This window comes from Corynebacterium timonense (assembly GCF_900105305.1).
In the GTDB taxonomy this organism is placed as follows: domain Bacteria; phylum Actinomycetota; class Actinomycetes; order Mycobacteriales; family Mycobacteriaceae; genus Corynebacterium; species Corynebacterium timonense.
The window spans coordinates 1,609,887-1,635,182 of sequence record NZ_LT629765.1 but is presented as its reverse complement, the minus strand read 5'-3'; the positions used below and the strand labels follow the sequence as shown (position 1 = coordinate 1,635,182).

The window sequence follows — 25,296 nt, the reverse complement described above, 5'->3', positions numbered from 1 at the left end:
TAGCCACCTGTGACTGGGATCAAGGTGCGCGACGGCGAGGTCGTCCTCGCCGACACGTGCGAGCCCACGTCCGGACTGGTGTTTCCTCTTCTCGAGTCGATCGTGCTCACCGGCGTGTGCTGGATCGTGATCGGCTGGATGGACGTCAACCCCATCGACCCGTTCTTCCGCAACCTCGTGGTCGTGGTGTGGCTGGTGCTCCTCGTGACGCGTTTCGTGCGCCCCGTCGTGGCCGCGCGCAGGCGCCGCTTTCTGGTGACCAACCAGCGGGTCATGGCCCGCAGCGGGCGCGGCGGCGTCGACTCGATCCCCCTCGACCACATCCACTCGGCGCAGCGCTCCCGCGCCGGGCTGACGCTGTGGGTGCGCGGCTACGATCGGCCCCTGTTCTACCCGGCGGTGGGCCGGGCCAAGAAGGTGCAGAAGGTGCTCAACGGGCAGCTGAAATCGGGCCGCTACTAAGGTGGGTGGGCGTGATGGATTCAGCAGTAATGCCCACCGTCGTCGTCATCGGCGACGGCCAGCTCGCCCGCATGATGCACCCCGCCGCGATTGAGTTGGGGCTGGAGATGCGCGTCCTCGCCGGGGCCGAAGACGCCTCCGCCGCCCAGGTGTTCGGCGAGGTCAGCCTCGGCGACTACACCGACCTGCACGACCTCGAGGAGGCCGCCGCGGGCGCCGACGCGGTCACCTTCGACCACGAGCACGTGCCCAACGAGCACCTCCAGCGGCTCATCGACGCCAACGTCACCGTCGAGCCCCGCCCCGGCGCCCTGCTTTACGCCCAGGACAAGCTGGAGCAGCGCACGAGGCTTCGCGCCATCGGCGCCCCGGTGCCGGAGTTCGCCCCGATCACCTCGTCCGCCGAGGCCCGAGACTTCTGGGACCTCGTCGACGGCCAGGTGTGCCTCAAGGCCACCCGCGGCGGCTACGACGGCCACGGCGTGTGGTTCCCGTCCTCGCTCGAGGAGTTCACCTCGCTCACCGACGAGCTGCTGTTCCACGACACCCCGCTCTACGCCGAGCGCAAGATCGACTTCGACCGAGAGCTCTCCGCCATGGTGGCGCGCACCCGCTCCGGCGAGGTGCGCGCCTGGCCCGTCGTGGAGTCCATCCAGGACGGGGGAGTGTGCCGCGTGGCCATCGCCCCCGCGCCGGGCCTCGACGCCACGCTCGCCGAGCTGTGCCGCGACCTTGCGGTGCGCATCGCCCAGGAGCTCGATGTCACCGGCGTGCTCGCCGTCGAACTCTTCGAACACGACGGCCGCGTCACCGTCAACGAGCTGGCCATGCGCCCCCACAACACGGGGCACTGGACACAAAACGGCAGCGTGACCAGCCAGTTCGAGCAGCACCTGCGCGCCGTCCTCGACTGGCCGCTCGGCGCGACCGACCCGATCGCGCCCTACACCGTCATGGTGAACACCTTGGGCGGCGACCACGACCCGGAGTTGCCGATGCGCCAGCGCGTCGCCGAGGTCATGCGCCGCTACCCCGAGGCGAAGATCCACCTCTACGGCAAGGACTGGCGCCCGGGCCGCAAGATGGGCCACGTCAACGTCTCGGGCCCCGACCTCGACACCGTCCGCACGGTCGCCGAGGACGCCGCCCACTTCATCGTCAACGCAGAATGGAGGTAGCCATGCAGCCGGTCGTCGGCCTCATCATGGGCTCCGATTCCGATTGGGACACCGTCGCCCCCGCCGCCGAGGTGCTCGCCGAGTTCGGCCTGCCCTTCGAGGTGGGCGTCGTCTCCGCGCACCGCACCCCGCAGAAGATGCTCGCGTACGCGCGTGACGCCCACACGCGCGGCCTCAAGGTCATCATCGCCTGCGCCGGGGGCGCCGCCCACCTGCCCGGTATGGTCGCCGCCGCGACCCCGCTGCCGGTCATCGGCATTCCCCGCGCGCTCAAGGACCTCGACGGGCTGGACTCGCTGCTGTCCATCGTCCAGATGCCCGGCGGCGTGCCCGTGGCCACCGTCTCCATCGGCGGGGCGAAAAACGCCGGCCTGCTCGCCGCGCGCATCATCGGGGCCTCCGACCCGGCCGTGCTGCAAAAGATGGCCGACTACCAGGCGGACATGGCCGCGGAGGTGGAGCGCAAGGACGAGGCGCTGCGCACCCGCCTGATGGGTGAATAGCCAGCCCATCCTCGTCCTCGGCGCCCGCGTCATCGACGGGCGCCCCTGCCGCATGCTCGAGGCTCGCTTGTCACAGGCCCTCCGGCTCTGGCGCGACACCCCCACCCGCCCCCTCGTTGTCAGCGGCCGCGGCGAGGCGGACGCGATGGCACGCTGGCTCACCCGCCGCGGCGTGCCCGCCTCGGCGATCACCCTCGAGCCCGACGCCTGCTCCACCAACGAGAACCTGGAAAAGGCCCACGCGCTCTTCCCCGAGGCGGACTACCTGCTGGTGGTGACCAACTCATTCCACGTTGCGCGCACCCGCGTGTGGGCCTGGCACCTCGGCATCCCGGTGCGCGTGGTGGGCGCGCCGACCCCGCGCCGCTCGCGGCTGAAGAACTACGCGCGCGAGGTGGTGGCGCTGCCGCACTCCGCTGCGCGGGTGCTGTGGCGGCGGCTGCGCGCTTCCCTCTAAAAACGCACCCCTAAAAATCCCCGACAATCGGCCGGAAACGCCGTTTTTTAGGGTTCTGTTTTTAGGGTGTGGCCGCTGCGCCGCGCGCGCACCCGCCAGCGCCGCCACCGGCGCACCAGCCACCACGTGGCGGCGACGAGCGCGCCCGCGAAAAGGCCCGGCCAGATGGCCGGTCCGGGCTGAAACAGGTTGAGCACGGCCTGCACGAGCGCGAGGGCGGCAAAGAAACCAAGGAAGCCGATCGCGGCCTGCCAGAGAAGGTCGGTGCGGGTGTTCACCCTAAGAAACGTACCCCTACCCCTTGACGCTGCCGGCGGTGAGGCCGGAGACGATGCGCCGCTGGAAGACGAGCACCATGATGATCAGCGGCACGGTGACGAGGGACCCGGCCGCCATGATGGAGGCGTAGGGGTACTCGAAGGCGCTCGGTCCGGAGAAGCGCGCGATGGCGACGGTGACCGGCTCGGTGGCCGTGGTGGAGAGCTGGCGGGCGAGCATGAACTCGTTCCAGGTGGTGATGAAGGCCAGGATCGCGGTGGTGAACAGGGCGGGTGCCGCCAGCGGGAGGAGCACGAGGCGGAAGGCCTGGCCGCGGGTGGCGCCGTCGATACGCGCCGCCTCTTCGAGGTCCCAGGGGAGCTGCTGGAAGAAGGAGATGAGCGTGTAGATGGTCAGCGGCAGCGCGAAGGAGATGTTCGGGATGACCATGGCGCGGTAGGTGCCAATCCAGCCGAGGTCGCCGAAGAGCTGGAACAGCGGCGTGACCAGGGCGATGCCCGGGAACATCGAGGCGGCGAGGATGATGCCGGTGACGATGCCCTTGCCCGGGAAGTCGAGCCGCGCGATGGCGTAGGCCGTGAACACGCCGACGAGGACGGCGAGCGCGGTCGTCGACAGCGAGATAATCAGCGAGTTGCCGATGGCCCCGAGGAAGTCGTTGCCCTTGTCCGTCGCCAGCGCGTCGCGGAAGTTCTCCAGCGTCACGTGCGTCGGCCACGGGGTGGTGTCGAAGGTGAACGCCTTGTCGCGCAGCGCGGTGACCAGCATCCAGTAAAAGGGCGCGAGGCCCCACACCATGATGAACAGCACGCCGAGGTAGTGCCCAGCCTTCCTCATCGGTTCGCTCCTTTCGCGTGACGACGCCACAGCAACCGCTTCGCAGGCTTCCTCGCGCCCCCCACGTCGGCGCCGAGGAATCGGATCATGATGAAGGCCACGGCGAAAATGAGCAGGAAGATCAGCGTGGACAGTGCGGAGGCCGAGTTGAAGTTGCCCTGGCGCATGTCCTCGACCACGAGCTGGGAGATCGTGGCAGTGGGGGAGTTGGACGAGCCGGAGATCATGATGACGGGCAGGTCGTACATGCGCAGGGCGTCGAGGGTGCGGAAGAGCACCGCCACCATGAGCGCCGGGCGCACCAGCGGCAGGGTGATGCGGGTGAACTGCTGCCACCTGGTCGCCCCGTCGACACGCGCTGCCTCGTAGACGTCCTTGGGGATCATCTGGAGCCCGGCGAGGATGAGCAGCGCCATGAACGGCGCCGTCTTCCACACGTCCGCGATGATGACGGCGCCGCGCGCCGCCCAGGGGTCGGTGGTCCAGGCGATGTCCGTGCCCAGCAGGGAGTTCACGATGCCGGCCGGGGCGAACATGAACTGCCACAGTTTCGCCGTGACCGCGGTCGGGATGGCCCACGGGATGAGCACTGCGGCACGGATGAAGGCGCGGCCGCGGGACTCGCTGTTCATCACCAGCGCCATGACGAGGCCGAGGATCGTCTCGAGGGCCACGGTGACCACGGTGAAGAACAACGTGATGCGCACCGCCGGCCAGAAGTCGGTGGCCAGCACCCCGGGAGGGCAGGCGCCCACCACGCCGGAGGGGGACATGCAGCGGTTGGTGATCCAGTAGAGGTAGTTGTCCAGGCCGGCGAAGCCGCCCTCGGTGAACACGCCCGTGGCCGGGTCGAGGCGGCGGTTGGCCTGAAAGGAGAGCCAGATCGCCCGGACGATGGGGTAGCCGATGACGGCGGCGAGGACGAGCAGCGCCGGGGCGATCAGCCCGGCCGCCTTCGCGGTGTCCTGCGTCCGCGGTGTTTTGATGGCAGTGGTCACAATGTTGTTCCTCTCCTGGTGCCAACAACGGCACAACGCCCGCACCGGGGGACCCGGATGCGGGCGGCGCCTCGTATCGGCGGGGCTGGCGGGCGTCCCGAGGGCGTTTCTAGGAGGCCTGGGAGATGGCGGAAGCCATGTCGCGGGTGGCGTCGTCGACGCTCTTACCCGAGGTCAGCGCCGCGTAGGCGTTGTCCTGGATGGCCTTGGAAATCGCCGGGTAGAACGGCGACACGGGGCGCGGCTTCGCGTTCTCGAGGGACTCCTTCAGCGCCGGAAGGTAGGGGTGCTCCTCGATGAGCGCGTCGTCGTCGTAGATCGACGCCAGCACCGGCGGGAAAGACTGCTCGGCAAAGCTGTGCTGGTTCTCCTCGGAGATGATGAACTCGATGAAGTCCCGCGCGGTCTGCTTCTTGGTGGAATTGACGTTGATGCCGTTGTTGTAGCCGCCGAGGGTGGACACCCCCACGCCGTCCTTGCCCACCAGCGGCTGGACCTCGAAGTTCAGGCCGGCCTCGACCGCGTTGGAGTACATGTAGGGCCAGTTAATGGCGAAGGCGGTGGTGCCCTCGGTGAAGGCGATGTTGGTTTCTTCCTCGGTCGCCGCCGTGGAGGATTCGGCAATGGTGCCGTTCGCGTAGGCGTCGACAAGCGCCTGCAGGCCCTCCTTCGCGTCGGCCGACTCGACGGCCGGGGCGCCGTTATCGTCGAGCACCTCGCCGCCCCAGCCGTTGATGAAGCCGAGGGTGTTCACCGTCAGACCCTCGTACTGCTTAAGCTGCGTGGTCAGGCAGTCGCCCTCGACCGCCTCGCACGCGGAGACGATGTCGTCGAAGGTGTCGGGGGCCGACGGCACGAGGTCGGTGTTGCGGAACAGCAGCTGGCCGTTGGTGTTCTGCGGCAGGGCGTAGAGCGTGCCGTTGTAGGTGGCGGAGTCCACGGTGGCCTGTAGCAGGCTGGAGGTGTCCACCGCGTAGTCACCCTCGAGCGGTTCCAGCCACTGGTTCGCGGCGAAGTCGGCCGTCCACACGACGTCGAGTGCCATGACGTCGTAGTCGTCGTTGCCCGCCTGGAGGGACTGCACCAGGGTGTCGCGCTGGTCGTCGGCCTCGCCGGCGAGCTCGGCGAGCGTGACCTGCTCGTCGGGGTGCTCCTCGTTCCACTTCTCGATGATGGGGATGAGCTTGTCGGTGTCGTTGCGCCCCATGGCGAAGGTGATCGGGCCGCGGCCCTCGCCCTCGGAGGCGGGCGCCTCCTCCTGCTCAGAGCCCTGCTCAGAGCCCTGCCCAGCGTCCTGCTCGTCCTCAGAGGAGCAGGACACCAGGGTCGCGGAGGCCAGCACCGCCGCGCACAGGAGCGCGCCTGACCTGCGTGTTGCTGTGAACATCATCAAAAGCACCTTTCACTACGTTGGGTGCCTTCAATGTAATGACAGTCCCGGCGCCGATACACACAAACGGGCGAAATTGCCCTTCTTTGGGGGTGGGAAGGGGGTGAAAACGGGCATCCGCCCTCCGGTTCTTAGCGCGCCGAGAGGTGCGCCGTGACGTTCTCGGTCACGTCGATCGAGCTGAGGCGCTCAACCGGAGCAAGCCCCGTCACCAGCACGACCGAGCCGTCCGCGGCGAGCGGGGCCATGACGAGGCTGTCGAACTCGGCTCGGCTCTCCCACGGGTCGATCCGGTAGCGCTCGGCGCCGGTCCCCCTGCGCGCCCACGCGTCCAGCCGCGGGCTAGCCCCGAGGTAGTCGTCGCCGTAGAAGCGCACCGTCGGGCCGAAATCGACCGTGCCCAGCGGAAGCTCCTCGCCGGATTCGACGATGCCGCGCCCGAAGGGGTCGGCGGAGACCACGACGACGTCGGGCAGATCCGTCCACATGGCGGCGCGCTCCAGGGTGGTAAACACCAGGTCGGGCTCGTCGCCCGCCTCCACTGGGGAGAAGGAGGGGGTGCGCGAGGAGTTGTAGGTGCCGAGGGCAATGGCGGCGGCCTGCCACGAGGAGGGGACGTCGATAAGCACGCGTGCGTCGTCCGAAAGTTCAAACTCGGCATCGAGCATGTTGGCCACCTTGTTCGCCCAGTTCTCCAGCGTGAGGGCGGAAAACTCCATGCGGGTTCCCGCGACCTCGTCGTAGACCGTCAGGCGCGGACCCGACGGGTTCGTGCGCAGCAGGGGAGAAAGGATGCTCATGTGCGCCCATCATACGGGCGGTGGATGGACGCTAGTTCACGCACCGTGGGCCGTCGCCGCCCGCGTCGATCACGGGGCCCGTCTCGGGGGCGCCGAAGTCCTCGCCCGGGGTGCCCACCGTCTCCTCCTCGTTCGTCGTAAAGTCCCCCTCCTCCGAGCGCGGGCCGTAGTAGTCGTCCGTGACCACGGCGATCAGGCTGCCCGGCTCGAGGCCCTCGTTCGCCGTGATCGGCAGGCCGCCGAGCAGCTGGGCCAGCTCGATGGCGGCAGGGTCCGCCGGGTCGAGGGCCACGACCTGGGAGAAGGTGTAGATCCCCGGCTGGGCGTTGGACACGCTCGCCACGAAGGCGCCCTGCTCCTGCAGGTGGGCGCCGACGGCGGAGGCCAGCCCGGCGGTCTCCCCGGCGTTGAGAAGGTAGACCTCCGCGCCGGGAAGGGCGGGGGCGGCAGGCAGCTCGCCCGGCTCCGAGTCATCGGGGGCTTCGGGGTCGGCGGGATCGGCGCTGTCGGCAGGGGAGGCAAGGCTGTCCATGAAGTTGTGGACCTGCTGGACGTTGACGGTGACGATGGACTCGCCGTAATCGCCGACGCCATTGACAGAGGTCACCGGGATCGTCGTGAACTCCACGTTGCCGCCGGCCAGGCCGGACATCTGCTGCGCGAAGCTGACCACGTCCCAGCCCTGGTCGAGGGTGACGGAGCGGCCGGCGGCCTCGGCGAGGTCGCGCAGCGTGGACGGGTTGGTCAGGGTGCCGGCGGAGAGGATCTTCTGCACGAGAGAGGCCATGTACGCCTGCTGGCGGACGATGCGGTCGAGGTCGCCGCGCGGCAGGCCGTGGCGCTGGCGCACGAAGGACAGCGCCTCGGCCCCGTCAAGGGTTTGCTCGCCCGCGGGGAAGCGGGCGCCGGAGAGCGGGTCGTCGACAGGCTCGTTCAGGCACACGTCGACGCCGCCGACGGCGTCGGTCAGCAGGGCGAAGCCGTAGAGGCCGACCTGGGCGTAGTGGTCGACCTCCACGCCGGTCAGGCCCGCGACGGCCTCGATCAGGCCCTCCTGTCCGGCGCGGGCGACCTGCTGCTCGAGCGAGGGCCCCGGCTCCATGCCGCGCGTTTCGAGCTCCTCGCGCTTCGCGGCGGCGTAGGCGCCGTAGACGCCGTTGATTTTCATGTTGCCGAACTGCTCGTCGTGAATATAGGTATCGCGCGGGATCGACGCCGCCGTGGCGCGGGACCCGTCCTCCGGGACGCGCACGACCATGATGGTGTCGGTGTTGACCTCCCCCTCGTTGACACCGGCGTTGAGGCGCCGCAGCTCCTCCTCGCTGAGCGGGTTGCCCTGGGCGTCGGTGCGGGAATCGGAGCCGACCAGCAGGATGTCCACGGCGCCGTCAAGCGCGGACGTGTCGTCGCCCTTATCAAGCGTCAGCTCGCTCGCCGACAGCGAGTTGCCGAGCTGGCCCACGGAAAAGTGGCCCACCCCGGAGACAACGAGGACGACAGCGGAGCCCAGCGCAAGGACACCTTTGAGCGCGGGGTGCCCAGACTGCCTCACGTCCCTCGTGCGCGAGGGCGCTGGACGGATGTCACGGGCACGCCTATAGCTGTCGTTCACGCGAGGAAGTATACGACATGGGGCTGCCGCGCCCGTGCGCCCTGACCCGGGAATGTCGCCCGCGATGGGTAAGCTGTTGCGCATTGTGGAAAAGGACGAATTCAATGATTCTGCTGTCGCCCCGCTGGCGGTGGTCACCGTCACGTACTCGCCTGGCGAACATTTGGGCCGACTCGTCGACTCGTTGGGCGCCGCCACCGCCGGCCCCACGCTTGTGGTGTGCGCCGACAACGGCTCAACCGACGGCGTGGCGGAGCGGCTCGCGAGCGAGCGCGAGGGCGTCGAGTTCCTTCCCACCGGCGGCAACATCGGCTACGGCGCCGCCATCAACGCGGCGGCGCGCAGGCTGCGCTCGCTCCGGGAGGCCGGGACGATCGACGAGCGCTACGTCGTGGTGACCAACCCGGACGTGCGCTTTAGACCCGGCAGCATCGACGCCCTGCTCGCCTGCGCCGAGGCGCTGCCGAGCGCGGGGGCTGTCGGGCCGCGCATCGAGGAGGAGGATGGCTCCGCCTACCCCAGCGCCCGCGAGGTCCCCGACCTGGTGACGGGCGCTGGCCACGCGCTGTTGTCGCGGGTGTGGCCCTCCAACCCCTTCACGGCGGCCTACAAGGCGGGCGCGGACATGGACACCCAGCGCACCGCGGGGTGGCTGTCGGGCGCGTGCCTCCTCGTGCGCTGGGAAGCCTTCGACGAGGTTGGGGGATTCGACGAGCGCTACTTCATGTACATGGAGGACATCGACTTTGGCGACCGCCTCGCCCGCGCGGGGTGGGACAACGTGTTCTGCCCGAGCGCGGTGATCGCCCACGACCAGGGCCACGTCGCGGGGCGGCATTCGCGCGTCACGGTTCCAGCGCACCACGCCTCGGCGTACCGTTTCCAGGCGGACCGCCATCCGCGGTGGTGGCAAGCCCCCGTGCGCGCGGCGTTGTGGTGCGGGCTCACGCTGCGCGGCGCGATCGAAGCGCGGCGCGGCTAGGCTGGCCTGCTCGCTAGGCGGGCCTGCTCAATAGTGCGGTTGCGGGCCGCGATGGAGTGTCGCGGCGACGAAGAAAGGTAGACAGATGGTGGATCCGACAAACACCGACGCGGTCGTGCTCGTGGGCGGTCGCGGCACGAGGCTGCGGCCGTTGACCCTCTCGACGCCGAAGCCAATGCTGCCCACGGCGGGCTTTCCCTTCCTCAGCCACCTGCTCGCGCGGATTGCGAAGGCGGGGATCACCCACGTGGTGATGGGCACGTCCTACCGCGCGGAGGTCTTTGAGGAATACTTCGGCGACGGCTCCGAGTTCGGGCTGGAAATCGAGTACGTCGTGGAGGAGGAGGCCCTGGGTACCGGCGGGGCGATCCGCAACGTCTATGACCACCTGCGCCACGACACCGTGATGGTCTTCAACGGCGATGTTCTCTCCGGCGCGGACCTGCGCGACATCCTGGCCACGCACGACGAGTCCGGCGCCGACGTGACGCTGCACCTTGTGCGCGTGCCGGACCCGAGCTCCTTCGGGTCGGTGCCGACAGACGCGGAGGGCAACGTGTTGGCCTTCCTCGAGAAGACGGAGGATCCGCCCACCGACCAGATCAACGCCGGGTGCTACGTGTTTTCCCGCTCAACGATCGAGTCGATCCCGGCCGGACGCGTCGTGTCCGTCGAGCGCGAAACCTTCCCCGGGCTGCTCGAGGCGGGGGCCAAGGTTGTCGGCCACGTGGACGCCTCGTACTGGCGCGACATGGGGCGCCCGAACGACTTCGTCGAAGGGTCCGCGGACTTGGTCCGCGGCATCGCCTACTCGCCCCTTCTCGAGGGGAAGACGGGCGAGTCGCTTGTCGACGCCTCCGCTGGCGTCGCTGGGGGAGTCATCCTCATCGGCGGCACGACCGTGGGCCGTGGCGCCGATGTCGGGGCGGGCGTGCGCGTGGACGACTCGGTCATTTTTGACGGGGTGACCATCGAGCCGGGCGCCGTGGTGCGCAGCTCCATCATCGCCGCCGGGGCGCGCATCGGGGCGAACGCCCGCATCATCGACTGCGTCATCGGCGAGGGCGCGCGCATCGGAGCCCGCTGCGAGCTGCAGGGTGGGATGCGCGTGTGGCCCGGGGTGGAGATCCCGGATTCCGGAGTGCGTTTTTCGCCCGACGCGTAGGCGACACGCCGTGGCCGGGGCCGAGTAGTTGCCCACCGGGGGTAGCCCCACAATATGTGCTACCCCCATGAGCCACCCCCGGCGGCGGCCGGGTGTTGCCCGTGTGACTGGTGTGGCGTGCGACGTGGGTGATCGACGGAAACCTCCTTAGAAGACGCAAAAAATGTTGCGGCTATTTAGTGCTCCGGTGTGTAATCGCGTGTGTAATCACAGTGATGTAAGAGTGGCGGAGGGTGAGCCAGCCGCCCGCTCAACGGTTCGCATCACAGGCATCGACCAAACCACAGACCAACGACAACGGAGGAAGGGGACGGCGTGGACGACGTTGCTGGGAACGCCATTCTCCGTGGCGCCGCTGCGGGCGGGATGACCCTCGATGAGCTGTTTGGCACCGTCGAGCAGGAGTGGCAGGAGCAGGCGCTGTGCGCCCAGACCGACCCAGAGGCCTTCTTCCCTGAGAAGGGCGGCTCGACCCGGGAGGCGAAGCGCATCTGCAAGGCCTGCCCGGTGCGCGACGAGTGTCTTGAGTACGCGCTCGAGCACGACGAGCGCTTTGGCATCTGGGGTGGCCTGTCGGACCGCGAGCGCCGCCGCCTGAAAAAGCAGATCGGCTAAGCCGCCTGTCGGTCGGCTACCAGGGGAATTCGGGGTCGATGTCTCGGGGGTCGAGGTTGAGGTAGTCCGCCACCAGGGCGGTCAGTACCCATGTGAGCAGCTCCGAACGCTCTGTTGTCGTCTTTGCTCGCCGCTCCACCGGCATGCGGAAGACAACGAAGCGGGCCCGGGTGGGGTTTCCGTGCCGGTCCACCCCGGCCTGCAGGACTCGCCCGAGAGGGACCGGCCCGTCCGCCACGATTTCGTCGGGCAGGACCGTGCTGTCGGCGCGCAGCCGCATCCGCGGGATCGTGTCTACCGCGAGGTCGACACCGGCAAGCTGCTCGAAGTAGGCGTTGTGCAACGGGGCGTAGGCCTCGAGGACGAGCTGGTCGAACGCCGTGGACCGGGTCCGGTAGCGGGGCACGCCCACCGGCAACAGTGGACCCCGCGCGCCCCGCGCGTGGCGGTCGCGGGCCGGTCGGAGGTGAAGCGGCTGGTGCTGGCTGTCCTCGGTCATGGGCTACGATGTTATACCGGGTTATATGTCAACGGGCCCGGCCGCGCGGGCCGCGTGTCACTATCAAAATCTCTAGGAGAGGTTTAGACTTGGCCAGCGTGAATAACTTCCGTCGTTGTTGCCGTCCCGGCTGTGGCAGGCCTGCTGTGGCCACGCTCATCTACGCCTACGCGGAATCAACGGCCGTCGTTGGCCCCCTTGCTCCCGTCCAAGACCCCCACGCCTGGGACCTGTGCGAAAGGCACTCCGCGCACATCACCGCCCCCGTCGGCTGGGAGCTCGTCCGCGTCGAGCAGGTCGAGATTGACGACGAGGAGCTCGAGGCCATGAGCGAAGAAGACCTCACCGCCCTCGCCGCCGCCGTGAGCGAAGCCGGCCGGGTGACCACGGGGCTTGTGGAGACGGGGGAGGACCCCATCGAGTACGAACCCACACGGGACTTCAACGACCCGGCGACCTCCAATCACCCCGTGCACCGCACCAAGCGGATTGAGGAGCACGTCGCCGCCGCGAAGGCGGTGCGCAGGGCACACCTGAGGGTCGTGCCCGACCCCGAGAACTAAGATCTCCTCCATGGCACATCAGCGCGACCGCGAACACATAGACAAGGTCATCAAGGCATACGACGTGCGCGGCATCGTCGGAGAGCAAATCGACGAGGCTTTCGTCGCCGATATCGGCGCCGCCTTCGCTACCATCCTGCGCGGCGAGGGGGAAACCCTCATCGCCGTCGGCCACGACATGCGCCCGTCCTCTCCGGCGCTTTCGGCGGCCTTCGCCCGAGGCGCCAGCGCACACGGCCTCGACGTCCTCGAGCTCGGGCTGACCTCCACCGACGAGCTCTACTTCGCCGCCGGAACGCTGCGCTGCGCCGGTGCTATGTTCACCGCCTCCCACAACCCGGCCCGCTACAACGGCATCAAGCTGTGCCGCGCCGGGGCCACGCCCGTGAGCACCGAGACCGGGCTCGCGGAGATCGCGCGCATGCTCGTCGAAGGCGTGCCCGCGTACGAGGGCGAGCCCGGGGGCGTCGACACGCGCGATGTGCTTGATGACTACGCGCAGTTTCTGCGCGGCGTCGTCGACGTGCCGCGCCGCCGCCCGCTCGTCGTCGCCGTCGACGCGGCCAACGGCATGGCCGGGCTGACGGTGCCCGCCGCGCTGGGCGACCTCGACGTGCGCCCGCTCTACTTCGAGCTCGACGGGACCTTCCCCAACCACGAGGCCAACCCGCTTGACCCGGCAAACCTCGCGGATCTGCAGAGCTTCGTGGTCGAACAGGGGGCCGACATCGGGCTCGCCTTCGACGGCGACGCCGACCGCTGCTTCGTCGTCGACGAGCGCGGCCGGCCGGTCTCGCCCTCCGCCATCACCGCCCTCGTGGCCTCCCGCACCCTCGCCGAGCACCCAGGGGCGACGATCATCCACAACCTCATCACCTCCCGGGCCGTGCCCGAGATCGTCGCGGAACGCGGCGGGATTGCCGTCCGCACCCGCGTCGGCCACTCTTACATCAAGGCCGAGATGGCGCGCACGAGTGCGCTGTTCGGCGGGGAACACTCAGCGCACTACTACTTCGCGGAGTTCTTCAACGCGGACTCCGGTCTGCTCGCCGCGTTGCACGTCCTTGCGGCGCTCGCGGAGCAGGACGGCCCGTTGTCTGAGCTGATGGGGCAGTACGAGCGCTACGTCGCCTCCGGCGAGATCAACTCCGAGGTCGCCGACCAATCCGCGGCCACCCAGCGCGTCCTCGACGCCTTCGCCTCCCGCACCGAGCACGTCGACCGGCTCGACGGGGTAACCGTCTCGCTGAAGGGCACGAAGGCCTGGTTCAACGTGCGCGCCTCCAACACGGAGCCGCTCCTGCGCCTCAACGTCGAGGCGCCGACACGCGCGGAGACCGACGCCCTCGCTGAGGAAGTGCTCAGCATTATCCGCGCGTAGGGGCCGTATCCTGAACCCATGGATGCCATGAACGAAAACATGGACGCCAGCATGAACGATGACGGTGATTACTTCGCAGGCGCTGGCGGCTACGACCGGGAGACGGTCCGCTTCTTCGACGTCGCGCACGAAGGCGCCCAGGTGCGCGGCGTTGCGCAGCGGGCAAGAGACCTCGAGCGGCTCCGGGGGATCAACCCGCGCAGCGTCGTCGTCGTGGGCACGGACCAGGTCTCGCGCGCCGCCGCGGCCGCCGCACTCCAGCTGCGCGCCCCGCTTCCCCTTCCGGTGGTGGTCACCCACGTCCTGCCGGACTACGTCGGCCCCCTCGACGTGGTCGTGGTCGTCGGCGAGTGCAGCGAGGACGCTCGCACTGGGCAGGACACCCGCTCGCTCCTGACCGCCGCACGCCGCGGCGCCGAGACGGTCCTCGCGGGCCCCGCCCGCGGCCCGATCCTCGACGACGCCCCCGACACCGCCCTGCTCGTGCCCGCTCTGCCCACGACCGCGAGCGCCTCGCCCCTGCGGGCCATGGCGCTGGTGTGGGCGGTGCTCGACGCGCTGGCCCAGCCCGCCGAGATCACCGCGGAGTTCCTCGGCGCCCTCGCTGATGAGGTCGACGCGGAGATCGAGGCCCTCTCCCCGCAGCGCGACGACACGGTCAACGCCGCCCGGCAGCTCGCCATGTTCGCGGACGGCGCCCGCATCGTGCATACGGGAGCGGGCTGCTGCGGACGGGCCGTCGCGGCCCTCGCCGCGCAGGTGTGGACCGCCCAGGGGCTCGTTTCAGGCTACACCGAAGAACCGCTGGACAACGCCCCCGCCGACGACATTTTCCACGACCCGCTCATCGACGGCCCGTCCGCGCTGGTACCGTTGAGGGCCATTGTGTGGGCGGCGCCGGACACGGCGCTTCCCGCTTCCCGCGCCGAATACGTCGAACCGACCGGCTTGGGCGAGGCGTCCTCGGCCGCCCGGCTCGTCGCCCGCGCCTACGCCGCCACGGCGATGGACGCGTGAGGCGGTGCCCACCCCACTACCGGTAGGAAGGACCAACACACGAGATGCAGAAGCTTGAGGGGAAACTGCGCGCGTACCCGTGGGGCTCGCACACTCTCCTAGCGGAGCTGCGCGGGCTCGAAACGCCCGCGGCCACCCCCGAGGCCGAGTTGTGGTTCGGCGCGCACCCCAGCGCGCCGTCGACGATCGGCGGAGTCGGGCTCGACGAGATCATCGCCGCCGACCCAGACGCCGCGCTCGGCCCGCGCGTTCGGGAAATCTTCGGTGACAGGCTTCCCTTCCTGCTCAAGCTCCTCGCCGCCGACGAGCCGCTGAGCATCCAGGCGCACCCGTCCGCCGAGCAGGCCAGCGAGGGATTCCGGCGCGAAAACGCCGCCGGCGTCCCCTCCGACAGCCCCCGCCGCAACTACCGCGACGATCACCACAAGCCGGAGCTGTTGGTTGCTCTCACGGAATTCCACGCGCTCGTCGGTTTCCGGCCCTACGAGAAGACGCGCCAGCTTTTCGACGCCCTCGCTTGCCCGGCCCTTGACCACTACGCCGCGATGATCGACCCAACGCGCGAGGAGGCGAGCCTGCGGGCTCTGTTTACCACGTGGATCTCCATCCCCTCCGCGCAGCGCGAGACGCTCGTCGCCGAGGTGAGCGACTGCGCCCGTCCGCTGGCCGCTGATCAGACGTGGATTGGGCGCACGGCCAGAAACTTCCTCTCCATCGTCGAGCAGTACCCCAAGGACGCGGGCGTCCTCGCCGTGCTCCTGCTCAACCACGTCGCTATGGTCCCTGGACAAGCCCTCTTCATTGCAGCCGGCCAGCTGCACGCCTACCTGCGAGGTATGGGGGTGGAGATAATGGCGAACTCCGACAACGTGCTTCGCGGCGGCCTCACCCCCAAGCACGTCGACGTGCCCGAGCTCGTGCGCATCCTCGACTTTGGGCCCCTGGAGGAGCCCTTCGCCAGCAGCGTTGACGACGGCGACGCTCGGCGGTTCGAGGCCCCGTGCGCAGACTTCGTGCTTCGGCGCCACACACTGGCGGCCGGGCGGGAGCATTCCTTCGCCTCGGATGGCCCGGCCATCCTGTTGTGCACCTCGGGGTCCTGCGCGTGCGGCGCCGCGATTGAGCTGAGCCCGGGCGAAGCTGCCTGGATCCCCGCCAGCGAACCCGCGGTCGCAGTGGCGGCTGGCAGTGAGGGCTGCGAGGTGTTCTACGCCACGGCGTAGACCCGCGCCAAAAGTACGTTACTGCGGGTCGCGGCCGCGGGCATCGGCCCTGCCGGCGGGGGCGGTCTCGCGGCGGCGGGTTCGGCATACTCCGATGAGGCTGCTCATTAGTGAATTGGTGTAAACCCCTGTGGGGTGAGCCGGTAGGTGCCAATATCTCTATGCGGCCCCGATAGGTGGATGCCAATTACTCATGTTGGGAGCGGTGTGAGTGGGTACCGGTTTTAGCGCGAAGCGTTAGACCGGCTAAACTTTCCAAACGTGCCGCCTAACGTCAATAAAAAGAACTATCGTCTGGCCGACATGGGCATGTCGCCAGACGATGCGGTGCCGTACCCGGACCCAGATGAAACCGCCGAAATCATCAAAGACAGAATTGATATGGCTGAATTTGGAACAGTGCTGCATGTTCGGGAATGGCGCGCCTTTGACGACGTGGTGGAACAGTATGCCCTTATGCTCAATGTCACCCCCGCGCACGACGCATATGAACGATGTCAGCAACTAAAGGGCGAGCAAGCTAACTTTGAGCAGGTGAGGCGTACCGACACGTGGCACAGCACCGTTCATAGCCACCAATATTTCATTGACTGTGATGACTGCGAACGAGAGGTTCATAAGAAGCTCGCCGGGGGTAGGCAGGAAGAAAATTCACGCCGTGCCGTTCACGGAACGTTCCAGGAGCACTACAATCGTATGTTGTTCGACCCGTTTGACTACCTAGACCGTTGGGAGGCGGGAAAACGATGAACGAGCAACAGAAGCGACACTATCGTGCACGTATGGCGGTTGCACAGTTATTCCGTTCTTTCCTCAATGAGAATGGTGAGCGTGCGCGCCTCATGGAACGTCTCGGTGTTGAGACCATGCCGGTTATTGTTCCCGCACTCGGTGATACCTTGGCGTCTAATATTCGAGAAACGGCTAGTCGCCACTTTAAAGAGGGCGCCGAGCACGTAGTTGTTCCGATTTGCATGCCAGTTAGTGACCCTAAGGGCGTCAAGCTTTGTGTGCTCATCGTTTCAACGCATGACGTTAAGACGTTCTGGCAACTGGATATGAATGAACTTCACGGCAGTGTTGAGATGGCACAAGTCGTTGAGGCGCTGGACGCTAGCAAGAAATGGGAAATTGAGGAACTTGACTCCCAGCAGCAGCAAGAGCTGAAAGGTTTAGCGGCCTCGGTCTAGTTGGAGCGACCACTACGACAAGTAAGACCACAAACCACCGCCTCGGAACTCACACCTAGAGTGCCGAGGCGGTGGTCTATCCCGAGTAGCTAGGTGTATTTCCCCGTGGCGTTGTGAACGCGTTGTGCGGGGGTGAGGCCGTCGATGGCGGTATGGGCTCAAAGGTCGTTGTAGTCGTGGATAAACTCCGCGTACGTTTGCTGACAGGGCCCTTCCGCTGCTGTCGGGGCGCGCGTAGGCCCATTCCTGTATGAGGGTGCGGTTGAGCCGTTCTCCATTGCCGTTGGTCTGCGGGAGGTACGCCTTGGCGTACTTGGTGTAGATGTGTGTCGTCTTTTCGCCTCATACCGCGTTGAATGCTTTCGATCGGTAGTAGGCACCGTTGTCGGTCATCACTCGGGGTGTGACACGGAGGACGTCGTTGAGCGCGGCCGGGCGTTCCGCCATGCCGCTCCCGCTGGCGGCGCGGCGAGCGAGGGCTACGCGCACCTCACGGCGTGACGGCCTTTCGAACGTAATGCCGTGAACCACTCTAGATGTTGAGGCGTTCGCGCAGATGGCTCCACCAGTTCTGGGCGTTCGACCCGGGGGACACAGCAGGCCCTTGGGGGGTGGGCTCCGCCTCAGGCGGGACAAGCTGGGGGTCGGGCTCGATGCGGCCCGGCACGGTGCGCCCCCCACCTTCGCCGGGGACCCTGCTCGGCTCAGCCTGCCCAGGCTGAGACTGACCAGGTTGAGGCTGTCCAGATTGTGGTTGCCCAGGCTGCGGCTGGGGCTGGTTCGGAGTCTGGGGTGACGCCGGGCTCTCCGTGGTGGGCGCGCCTGGCTGCGTGGCGCCGGGAGTCGTCGGGCCGGACGGGGTGGTGCCCTCCGGAGTGGACGCGGGCTTGGGTGTGGCCTCACCGCCCGCCGGCGGGCCAGGCTCCATCGCGGGCGCCGAGGGGGCCACGTTGGTCGGCCGGTAGACCTGCGTCGGAGCGGAAACCCGCGGGGCGGGGTTCACTACAGCATTCGGGGGCAGGAGCGGATCTTGGGCGGGACCATCCTGCGCGCCGTCCACAGCGGTGCCCGGGCGCATGTCCTCTCCCGCCGGGTGCTCGTCCGGGTGGATGACGCGCGTCGTGCTTACTGGCGACGATGTCTCGGCGGGGGTTGGCGTGGGGGTCGACTCGGTCTGGCTGTCGATGGCGCCCGCGGTGTAGGGGTTGCCGGAGGACGGGAGAGAGAGCTTCCACACGGCGAGGCCGGCGAGGCACGCGGCGATCACGCCAATGGCCATGAACGCTGTCACGCGGCGTCGCGAAGTGCTCATCTCCCTCTCCTCTCCCTGGGGGGCACCGAAGCCCCAAACGTTACAAACCCATAACGGTCGCATTTCTCTTTTAGCATACGTCTTAACGGCACAAAACCCGTGAGCATGTGATATGCACCATTGAGTACGGGACAGGGCTGCCGCCCGCTCGGCCTGTTTTCCCTTTATCGTGGCGTGGGGGCGACGGCCCCGACCACCCCAGAGACAACCCACAGGGAGGACCATATGAGCACCTGGGATACGGACATCTTCACCTCCGACGCCAACGCTGAGTTCCTCGACGAGCTCGCTGAGCTCGACATCGAGGAGGTCCGTGAGGCCGTCCGCGACGCTGTCTTGCTCGGGGCGAGCGAGTCGGCGACGGCGGACGAGGTGGCCAACGGCCGCGCCGCGGCGACCATCGCCGCGATCTGGGCCGGGGCGCCCTTCAGCGCGGGCGAGGTTGCAGACACGTACGGCTTCCTCCGCAACGGCGCGGCGGACGTCGATGAGAAGATCGCCGAGCTCGCCGTCGCCCTCCTCGAGGACGTGGAGGGCGAGGAGGATGTCGACCAATTCATCGAGGCGCTGTCCTAAACCTCAACCTCACCCTGCCCGACCCCTCTCCTCGTCGCCCCGTGCCCCCGGGTAGCCCGAGGGGGCGTGTCAGAGGCCTCTATTACAGTGGTGTGGAACCGCGCCGCACGGTGCGCAGAAACCTCACTGACACCACATGCAGCACAGCACAGCACAGCGCAACAGGAGAGTGGAACAGATGGCCGATTACCGGATCGCCGACATTTCGTTGTACAAGGCGGGCCGCAAGCAGATTGAGCTCGCCGAGCACGAGATGCCCGGGCTCATGCAGCTGCGCCGCGAGTACGAGGCGGAGCAGCCGCTGGCGGGGGCGCGGATCGCCGGCTCGATCCACATGACCACCCAAACCGCGGTGCTCATTGAGACGCTCACGGCCCTCGGCGCTCAGGTGCGCTGGGCGTCGTGCAACATCTTTTCCACGGAGGACCCTGCGGCGGCTGCTGTGGTCGTCGGCAAGCATGGCTCGCCGGAAAACCCCCGCGGCGTGCCCGTGTTCGCGTGGAAGGGCGAGACCCTCGACGAGTATTGGTGGTGCCTCAACCAGGTCTTTTCCTGGGGCGAGGGGGTCTACCCCAACATGATCCTCGACGATGGCGGCGATGCCACCATGGCCGTCATCAAGGGCTGCGAGTTTGAGCGGGCTGGCGCGGTGCCCGAGGCGCAGCCCGGCGACTCCGACGAGCAGATCGCGTTTTATGCCATGCTGCGCGCGGCGCTCGCGGAGGATAGCTCCACGTGGAGCCGCATCGCGGAGGAGGTCAAGGGCGTGACCGAGGAGACGACCACGGGCGTGCACCGCCTCTACCACTTTGCCAAGGAAGGCATCCTGCCCTTCCCCGCGATGAACGTCAACGACGCGGTGACGAAATCGAAGTTCGACAACCGCTACGGCACCCGCCACTCCGTCGTCGACGGCATCAACCGCGGCACCGACGTGCTCATCGCCGGCAAGAAGGCCTTGGTCTGCGGCTACGGCGACGTGGGCAAGGGCGTGGCCGAAGCCCTCGACGGGCAGGGTGCGATCGTCTCCGTGACGGAGGCCGACCCGATCAACGCGCTGCAGGCGCTCATGGACGGCTACCGGGTCGTGAGCGTCGACGAGGCCATCGAGCAGGCCGACATCGTCATCACAGCCACCGGCAACCTCGGCATTATCACCTTCGAGGACATGCTGCGCATGAAAGACCACGCGATCCTGGGCAACATCGGCCACTTCGACAACGAGATCGATATGCACTCTCTCATCCACCGCGATGACGTGGAGCGCACGACCATTAAGCCGCAGGTGGACCTGTTCTCCCTGCCCTCGGGCAACTCCATCATCGTCCTGTCGGAGGGGCGCCTGCTCAACCTCGGCAACGCCACCGGCCACCCCTCCTTCGTCATGTCCACCTCCTTCGCCGACCAGACGATCGCGCAGATCGAGCTGTTCACCAACCCCGGCAAGTACGACAACGAGGTCTACCGCCTGCCGAAGATCCTCGACGAGAAGGTCGCCCGCATCCACGTCGAGGCTCTCGGCGGCACGCTGACCGAGCTCACGAAGGAGCAGGCCGAGTACATCGGCGTCGACGTCGCCGGCCCCTTCAAGCCCGAGCACTACCGCTACTAGCAGCCATGATTATCGCGATCGAAGGCATCGACGGCGCGGGCAAGAACACCCTGTCGGCGCAGCTGCGCGACGCTTTAGGCGCGGACACGCTCGCCTTCCCACGCTACGGCGCCTCCATCCACGCCGACCTCGCGCGCGACGCCCTGCACGGCCGGATGGGGGATCTGACGGACTCCGCCCACGGTATGGCCACCCTGTTCGCGCTTGACCGGGCGGGAGCCAAGGAGCTTCTCGACGCCTACGCGGGTGCCCCGGATCACACCATCGTCCTCGACCGGTACGTGGCCTCCAACGCCGCCTACACCGCGGCGCGCACGAAGGACCCCGCGGCGGCGGAGTGGGTCCGTGCTCTGGAGTTCGAGCGCCTCGGACTGCCGCTGCCGGACCTGCAGGTTTTGGTGGATACCCCGCCCGAGGAGGCGCGCCGGCGGGCGCAGCGCCGCGAGCGGACCGACGTGGAGCGCACGCGGGACCGCTACGAACGCGACTCAGAGCTCCAGCAGCGCACCTTCGCGGCCTACGCGGAGCTCGCAGCGGCGAGCTGGGCAGGCCGATGGGTGCGCACGGCGCACGCGCCCACTATCATTCAGGCAGTTGAGAACTTGTGATTAAGGAGCAGCGATGACGCCGAAGATTCTGGTGGTCGATGACGATCCCGCCATCAACGAGATGCTCACGATCGTCCTGGAATCCGAGGGCTTCGAGGCGCATCCGATCATGGACGGCGCGGCGGCGGTGGGGGCCTTCCGCGACTACGAACCCGACCTCGTGCTGCTCGACCTCATGCTCCCCGGCATGAATGGCGTGGACATTTGCAAGGAGATCCGCCGCGAGTCCGCCGTCCCCATCGTCATGCTCACCGCGAAGACCGACACCGTCGACGTCGTGCTCGGGCTGGAGTCGGGCGCGGACGACTACATCACGAAGCCGTTCAAGCCGAAGGAGCTGGTCGCCCGCATCCGCGCGCGCCTGCGCCGCACGGACGAGGCCCCGGCGGAGGTGTTGGAGATCGGCGACCTCACCATCGACGTCCCGCAGCACATGGTGACCCGCGGCGACGAGGAGATTGCGCTCACGCCGCTCGAGTTTGACCTGTTGCTGGAGATGGCCCGGAAGCCGAACCAGGTGCACACGCGCGAGGAGCTGTTGGAGACGGTGTGGGGCTACCGCAACGCCTCGGACACGCGGCTGGTGAACGTCCACGTCCAGCGGCTGCGCGCGAAGATTGAGAAAGACCCGGAAAACCCGGAGATCATCTTGACGGTGCGCGGCGTGGGCTACAAGACGGGCAAGCCGGGGGTGTAGCCGCTGAAGGTCAACCAGCTGCGACGGCTGCGGGACGGCGTTTCCGAGTCGTGGCGTACGTCCCTGCAGGTCCGCTTCGTCGGGACGGTCCTTATCGTCTCCACAATCGTGATGCTCGTCCTTGGCCTCACCTTGGCCTCGGTGATGACGCAGCGCATCAGCTCCACCAAGATCGACCTTGCCAGCGGTGAGGTCGAGCGGGCCCGCGCCGTCGTGGAGGAGCAGATCAACGGCTCGGGCGCGTCGTCGTCGCTGCAGACGCGACTGAACTCGGCGCGGACCGCCGTGACCCAAAGCTCCCAGCAGAACGCGGACGCGCTGACGGTCTACGAGCCGGTGCTGATCATCCGCGGAGCGGGCGGGCCCGTCATGTCGTCCCCGGAGGGGTTCGTTATCCCCGAGCGCCTGCAGTCCTTCGTCTCGGAGGGCAACGTGGCCTACCAGTTTGCCTCGGCGGACAGGCCGGACGGCAGCACGTACAACGCGCTGATCGTGGGTACCCCGACGAGTGCGGAGGTTCCCGACCTGCAGCTGTACCTCGTGATGAACACGGAGAGCGAGGCCGCCACGCTCGCGCTCATGCAGGGCTTGCTCGCTACAGCCTCCATCGTCGTCGTGGTGCTGTTGGTGGGCATCGCCTGGCTGGCCTCGCAACAGATCGTCTCGCCGGTGCGCTCGGCCTCGCGGACGGCGGAACGCTTCGCGGCGGGGCATCTGCGCGAGAGGATGCCGGTGGACGGCGAGGACGAGATGGCCGTGCTCGCGATGTCCTTCAACAACATGGCCGACAAGATTTCGCGCCAGATCAACCAGCTCGAGGAGTACGGCGACCTGCAGCGGCAGTTCACCTCGGACGTCTCGCACGAGCTGCGCACCCCGCTGACCACGGTGCGCATGGCCGCGGACATGATCGCGGCGGAGGAGGACTCGCTCGAGGGTCACACGCGGCGCGCTTCCCAGCTGATGACGCGCGAGCTCGACCGCTTCGAGGAGCTCCTCGGCGACCTGTTGGAGATCTCGCGCCACGACGCCGGGGTCGCGGACTTGGCGACGACAAAGCTCGACGCCCAGGCCCCCGTGCGCTCCGCGTGGGAGCAGACGCAGCACCTCGCCGACGAGCTCGACGTGGAGGTAGAGTTCTCGTTGCCGGACGAGCCCGTCCTCATCGAGGGTGACCCGCGCCGCATCGAGCGCATCGTGCGCAACCTGCTCGCCAACGCCATCGACCACTCGGAGGGCAACCCCGTGCAGGTGGGGATGGCCGCCAACGAGGAGGCCGTCGCGATCACCGTCACGGACCACGGGGTGGGCCTGGCGCCGGGGCAGGAGGAGCTGGTGTTCAACCGCTTCTGGCGGGCGGATAAGTCCCGCAAGCGCCACTCCGGCGGCACGGGCCTCGGGCTCGCCATCGCGCGCGAGGACGCCCAGTTGCACCGTGGCACGCTCGACGCGGCGGGCACGCTGGGGGTGGGCTCCCAGTTCCGGCTGGTCCTGCCTCGCGACCCGGAAAAGGGCTTCGACGGGGCGCCCGTGGAGCTGGCGGCTCCGGCGGTGCAGGCTGAGGCACAGGCAGGAACACCGGGAGACGGCGAAGACGGAGACGAACCGAAGGGCAAGGGAGAGTAGGGATGAGCACCCAGAGGCTGGCGGCTGTCGCGGCAGTGGCGACGGTGGCAACCTGCCTTGGCTCGTGCGCCACGTTGCCGTCGAACACGGAGCCACACGTGCTGCGCGCGTATCAACCCGAAATGGAGCAAGCGCCGGCGATCGCGCCGCAGCCCGGCAGCGACCCCGACCTGCTCCTGCGCGATTTTTTCGCGGCGCTGGCCGTGCCCACCGCGAACTACGAGGCGGCCCGCAGCTTCCTCCGGCAGGGCACGCGCGAGGCGTGGCAGCCGACGGGGGACATCCTCGTCGTCGACCGCCTCAACATCACCACCGTGGCGGGCAGCGCCCCCGGCACGCGCAGTTTCAGCGTCCAAGGCAACGTCATTGGCGAGGTCACGGCCGGCGGGGTGTTCACCCCCGCCCGCGCGCTCTACGACGCGACGATCGAGCTGGAGCAGGTCGATGGCGAGTGGCGCATCTCCTCCCTGCCCAGCGGCGTCGTCATCGAGCGCACGGAGCTGCGCAACAAGTACCAGCCCCACAACCTCTACTTTTACGACCCCGACGCCGCCGTGCTCGTCCCGGACCGGAGGTGGATCTTCGCCGAGTGGGACTCGCTCAGCTCGGTGTTGCTCAACTTGCTTATCGACGGCCCCGCTGAGCGCCTCCAACCGGCAGTGCGCTTCACACTTCCCGCGGAGGCGGGCTACGCCGGCTTTGAAAACGGTGCGTACAACTTCACCGGCTTCGGCGCCGTCAGCGAGGTCGACCGGCTGCGCTTTGCCGCGCAGGTCGTGTGGGTCCTCGCGCAGGCTGGCACAACGGGAACGATCAAGATCATGGCGGACGGCGATCCGCTCATCCCGGGCATCGACAGCTTTACAACCGACGATTTCGCCGACGTCCACCCCGCGCGCGACGCGGCCGGGGAGCAAAGCGTTTTCGCCCTGTTCAACGGCAGCCTCTTCTCGCTCAGCGGCGGCCAGGCGGAGTCCGTGGAGGGCCCGCTCGGACACAGCGGGGAGATCGTCTCTGCGGACGTCGAGCGCGACGGCGATGTCGCGGTCGTCTCCGGCCCGGAGGGAAACCAGCGCCTCGGGTTGGGGAAGCTGCCGGAGGCGCCCGCCGAGGTAGAGCGCGCCGGGAACTTCACACGCCCCACCTTCGAGATGGGCAGCGAGGCCATCTGGGTCGTCGCGGACGGGCGGCGCGTTCTGCGCGTGGTGCGCTCCGCGGCCACGGGCGAAATATCCACCAGCGAGGTCCAGGTGGAGATGCCGGACGGGGTAGAGGGAAACATCTCGGTGCTACGCCTGTCGCAGACGGGGGCCAGGGCGGTCCTCGTCATCGACGGCCACCTCTACACCGGTGTGATTGCCTCCGACGGCTCCGGAGTGCGGCGGTTGGTCAACCTCCTAGAGTACGCCCCCGACCTGGGTGGCAGCGTCATCGCCGCGGACTGGAACGTGGACGGCTCCCTGCTGGTGGGCACCAGTTCCTCCAGCGCCCCGGTCGTGCGGGTGGAGCAGGACGGCTCCTCGACGACGGTGCTCTCCAGCGGCAACCTCACCGCCCCGGTGGTCGCTGTCGCCTCCTCCGGCGCGATGTACTACGCCACGGACGCGAACGGCACGCTGCAGCTGCCGGCCACGGGTACACCGGATAGCCCGAACTGGCGCGAGGTGCCGGGCTTGCAGGGCGTGCGCTCCCTGGCCATCGTGGCTAGGTAAGG

General features: G+C 68.0%; 27 protein-coding genes. 19 read left to right on the top strand and 8 right to left on the bottom strand.

Annotation, left to right across the window (positions count from 1 at the left end):
- Nucleotides 1-9 precede the first annotated feature (9 nt).
- From BLT81_RS07740 to BLT81_RS07725, 4 genes are read left to right on the top strand one after another with little or no spacing between them, the layout of a single operon-like run.
- The gene (locus BLT81_RS07740) at nucleotides 10-462 is read left to right on the top strand and encodes a hypothetical protein (protein ID WP_019194414.1); all 453 of its coding nucleotides are present in this window, start codon (nucleotides 10-12) and stop codon (nucleotides 460-462) included.
- A gap of 29 nt (nucleotides 463-491) precedes the next feature.
- Complete coding sequence (locus BLT81_RS07735) at nucleotides 492-1,640, top strand: 5-(carboxyamino)imidazole ribonucleotide synthase (protein ID WP_019194415.1); 1,149 nt, start codon at nucleotides 492-494, stop codon at nucleotides 1,638-1,640.
- A gap of 2 nt (nucleotides 1,641-1,642) precedes the next feature.
- A complete protein-coding gene (gene purE, locus BLT81_RS07730; protein ID WP_019194416.1) occupies nucleotides 1,643-2,143 on the top strand; it encodes a 5-(carboxyamino)imidazole ribonucleotide mutase in 501 nt (166 codons plus the stop codon).
- Nucleotides 2,136-2,600 (top strand): YdcF family protein, encoded by a 465-nt coding sequence (locus tag BLT81_RS07725; RefSeq protein WP_019194417.1) that lies wholly within the window; start codon nucleotides 2,136-2,138, stop codon nucleotides 2,598-2,600. Before purE ends, BLT81_RS07725 begins: the two co-directional genes overlap by 8 nt.
- A 47-nt stretch (nucleotides 2,601-2,647) precedes the next feature.
- On the opposite strand, the gene BLT81_RS07720 is transcribed toward BLT81_RS07725, so the two are convergent.
- The 6 genes from BLT81_RS07720 to BLT81_RS07695 form a co-directional block, all read right to left on the bottom strand.
- Nucleotides 2,648-2,878, bottom strand: a complete 231-nt coding sequence (locus tag BLT81_RS07720) for a hypothetical protein (protein WP_019194418.1) — start codon at nucleotides 2,876-2,878, stop codon at nucleotides 2,648-2,650.
- 16 nt (nucleotides 2,879-2,894) lie between these two features.
- Nucleotides 2,895-3,716 (bottom strand): carbohydrate ABC transporter permease, encoded by an 822-nt coding sequence (locus BLT81_RS07715; protein WP_019194419.1) that lies wholly within the window; start codon nucleotides 3,714-3,716, stop codon nucleotides 2,895-2,897.
- Nucleotides 3,713-4,714 carry a carbohydrate ABC transporter permease gene (locus BLT81_RS07710; RefSeq protein WP_019194420.1) on the bottom strand — a complete coding sequence of 334 codons (1,002 nt, stop codon included), beginning with the start codon at nucleotides 4,712-4,714 and terminating at the stop codon, nucleotides 3,713-3,715. Before BLT81_RS07710 ends, BLT81_RS07715 begins: the two co-directional genes overlap by 4 nt.
- A 109-nt stretch (nucleotides 4,715-4,823) precedes the next feature.
- The gene (locus BLT81_RS07705; protein ID WP_040421510.1) at nucleotides 4,824-6,101 is read right to left on the bottom strand and encodes an ABC transporter substrate-binding protein; all 1,278 of its coding nucleotides are present in this window, start codon (nucleotides 6,099-6,101) and stop codon (nucleotides 4,824-4,826) included.
- A 134-nt stretch (nucleotides 6,102-6,235) separates the two neighbouring features.
- Nucleotides 6,236-6,904 (bottom strand): TIGR03089 family protein, encoded by a 669-nt coding sequence (locus BLT81_RS07700; RefSeq protein ID WP_019194422.1) that lies wholly within the window; start codon nucleotides 6,902-6,904, stop codon nucleotides 6,236-6,238.
- Nucleotides 6,905-6,935: 31 nt separating this feature from the next.
- A complete protein-coding gene (locus BLT81_RS07695) occupies nucleotides 6,936-8,516 on the bottom strand; it encodes an LCP family protein (protein ID WP_231286635.1) in 1,581 nt (526 codons plus the stop codon).
- A 64-nt stretch (nucleotides 8,517-8,580) separates the two neighbouring features.
- On the opposite strand from BLT81_RS07695, the gene BLT81_RS07690 reads away from it, so the two are divergent.
- The 3 genes from BLT81_RS07690 to BLT81_RS07680 all read left to right on the top strand — a co-directional run bounded on the left by BLT81_RS07690 (nucleotide 8,581) and on the right by BLT81_RS07680 (nucleotide 11,278).
- Complete coding sequence (locus BLT81_RS07690) at nucleotides 8,581-9,498, top strand: glycosyltransferase family 2 protein (protein WP_019194424.1); 918 nt, start codon at nucleotides 8,581-8,583, stop codon at nucleotides 9,496-9,498.
- 85 nt (nucleotides 9,499-9,583) lie between these two features.
- Complete coding sequence (gene manB, locus BLT81_RS07685) at nucleotides 9,584-10,663, top strand: mannose-1-phosphate guanylyltransferase (RefSeq protein ID WP_019194425.1); 1,080 nt, start codon at nucleotides 9,584-9,586, stop codon at nucleotides 10,661-10,663.
- 366 nt (nucleotides 10,664-11,029) lie between these two features.
- Nucleotides 11,030-11,278, top strand: coding sequence for a WhiB family transcriptional regulator (locus tag BLT81_RS07680; protein WP_172812420.1), 249 nt, complete (start codon nucleotides 11,030-11,032; stop codon nucleotides 11,276-11,278).
- A gap of 16 nt (nucleotides 11,279-11,294) precedes the next feature.
- Here the strand turns inward: BLT81_RS07680 and BLT81_RS07675 are convergent, their stop codons facing one another.
- Complete coding sequence (locus BLT81_RS07675) at nucleotides 11,295-11,777, bottom strand: metallopeptidase family protein (protein WP_019194427.1); 483 nt, start codon at nucleotides 11,775-11,777, stop codon at nucleotides 11,295-11,297.
- 98 nt (nucleotides 11,778-11,875) lie between these two features.
- On the opposite strand from BLT81_RS07675, the gene BLT81_RS07670 reads away from it, so the two are divergent.
- From BLT81_RS07670 to BLT81_RS07645, 6 genes are all read left to right on the top strand, one after another.
- Nucleotides 11,876-12,340, top strand: a complete 465-nt coding sequence (locus tag BLT81_RS07670; protein WP_231286637.1) for a DUF3499 domain-containing protein — start codon at nucleotides 11,876-11,878, stop codon at nucleotides 12,338-12,340.
- 10 nt (nucleotides 12,341-12,350) lie between these two features.
- Entirely contained in the window at nucleotides 12,351-13,721 is a 1,371-nt protein-coding gene (locus BLT81_RS07665) for a phosphomannomutase/phosphoglucomutase (RefSeq protein WP_019194429.1), read from the top strand.
- Between the two features lie 18 nt (nucleotides 13,722-13,739).
- Nucleotides 13,740-14,738, top strand: coding sequence for a hypothetical protein (locus tag BLT81_RS07660; protein WP_231286639.1), 999 nt, complete (start codon nucleotides 13,740-13,742; stop codon nucleotides 14,736-14,738).
- A gap of 44 nt (nucleotides 14,739-14,782) precedes the next feature.
- A complete protein-coding gene (gene manA / locus BLT81_RS07655) occupies nucleotides 14,783-15,961 on the top strand; it encodes a mannose-6-phosphate isomerase, class I (RefSeq protein WP_019194431.1) in 1,179 nt (392 codons plus the stop codon).
- A 261-nt stretch (nucleotides 15,962-16,222) separates the two neighbouring features.
- Complete coding sequence (locus BLT81_RS07650; protein ID WP_040421422.1) at nucleotides 16,223-16,711, top strand: hypothetical protein; 489 nt, start codon at nucleotides 16,223-16,225, stop codon at nucleotides 16,709-16,711.
- Nucleotides 16,708-17,151 carry a hypothetical protein gene (locus BLT81_RS07645; protein ID WP_156784090.1) on the top strand — a complete coding sequence of 148 codons (444 nt, stop codon included), beginning with the start codon at nucleotides 16,708-16,710 and terminating at the stop codon, nucleotides 17,149-17,151. The genes BLT81_RS07650 and BLT81_RS07645 overlap by 4 nt, the downstream gene beginning before the upstream one ends.
- A 532-nt stretch (nucleotides 17,152-17,683) precedes the next feature.
- Here the strand turns inward: BLT81_RS07645 and BLT81_RS07640 are convergent.
- Complete coding sequence (locus tag BLT81_RS07640; protein WP_040421423.1) at nucleotides 17,684-18,463, bottom strand: hypothetical protein; 780 nt, start codon at nucleotides 18,461-18,463, stop codon at nucleotides 17,684-17,686.
- A gap of 225 nt (nucleotides 18,464-18,688) precedes the next feature.
- Here BLT81_RS07640 and BLT81_RS07635 point away from each other — a divergent pair, with 225 nt between their 5' ends.
- The 6 genes from BLT81_RS07635 (at nucleotide 18,689) to BLT81_RS07610 (ending at nucleotide 25,294) form a co-directional block, all read left to right on the top strand.
- Nucleotides 18,689-19,039, top strand: coding sequence for a DUF4259 domain-containing protein (locus BLT81_RS07635; RefSeq protein WP_019194434.1), 351 nt, complete (start codon nucleotides 18,689-18,691; stop codon nucleotides 19,037-19,039).
- 178 nt (nucleotides 19,040-19,217) lie between these two features.
- Entirely contained in the window at nucleotides 19,218-20,651 is a 1,434-nt protein-coding gene (ahcY, locus tag BLT81_RS07630) for an adenosylhomocysteinase (RefSeq protein WP_019194435.1), read from the top strand.
- 5 nt (nucleotides 20,652-20,656) lie between these two features.
- The gene (locus tag BLT81_RS07625; protein WP_019194436.1) at nucleotides 20,657-21,259 is read left to right on the top strand and encodes a dTMP kinase; all 603 of its coding nucleotides are present in this window, start codon (nucleotides 20,657-20,659) and stop codon (nucleotides 21,257-21,259) included.
- 13 nt (nucleotides 21,260-21,272) lie between these two features.
- Nucleotides 21,273-21,956: an MtrAB system response regulator MtrA gene (mtrA, locus tag BLT81_RS07620; RefSeq protein WP_019194437.1), complete on the top strand. Its 684-nt coding sequence runs from the start codon at nucleotides 21,273-21,275 to the stop codon at nucleotides 21,954-21,956.
- A 27-nt stretch (nucleotides 21,957-21,983) separates the two neighbouring features.
- Nucleotides 21,984-23,582 carry an MtrAB system histidine kinase MtrB gene (mtrB, locus tag BLT81_RS07615; RefSeq protein ID WP_196794475.1) on the top strand — a complete coding sequence of 533 codons (1,599 nt, stop codon included), beginning with the start codon at nucleotides 21,984-21,986 and terminating at the stop codon, nucleotides 23,580-23,582.
- Nucleotides 23,583-23,584: 2 nt separating this feature from the next.
- Nucleotides 23,585-25,294 (top strand): LpqB family beta-propeller domain-containing protein, encoded by a 1,710-nt coding sequence (locus tag BLT81_RS07610; RefSeq protein ID WP_040421427.1) that lies wholly within the window; start codon nucleotides 23,585-23,587, stop codon nucleotides 25,292-25,294.
- Nucleotides 25,295-25,296: the final 2 nt, after the last annotated feature.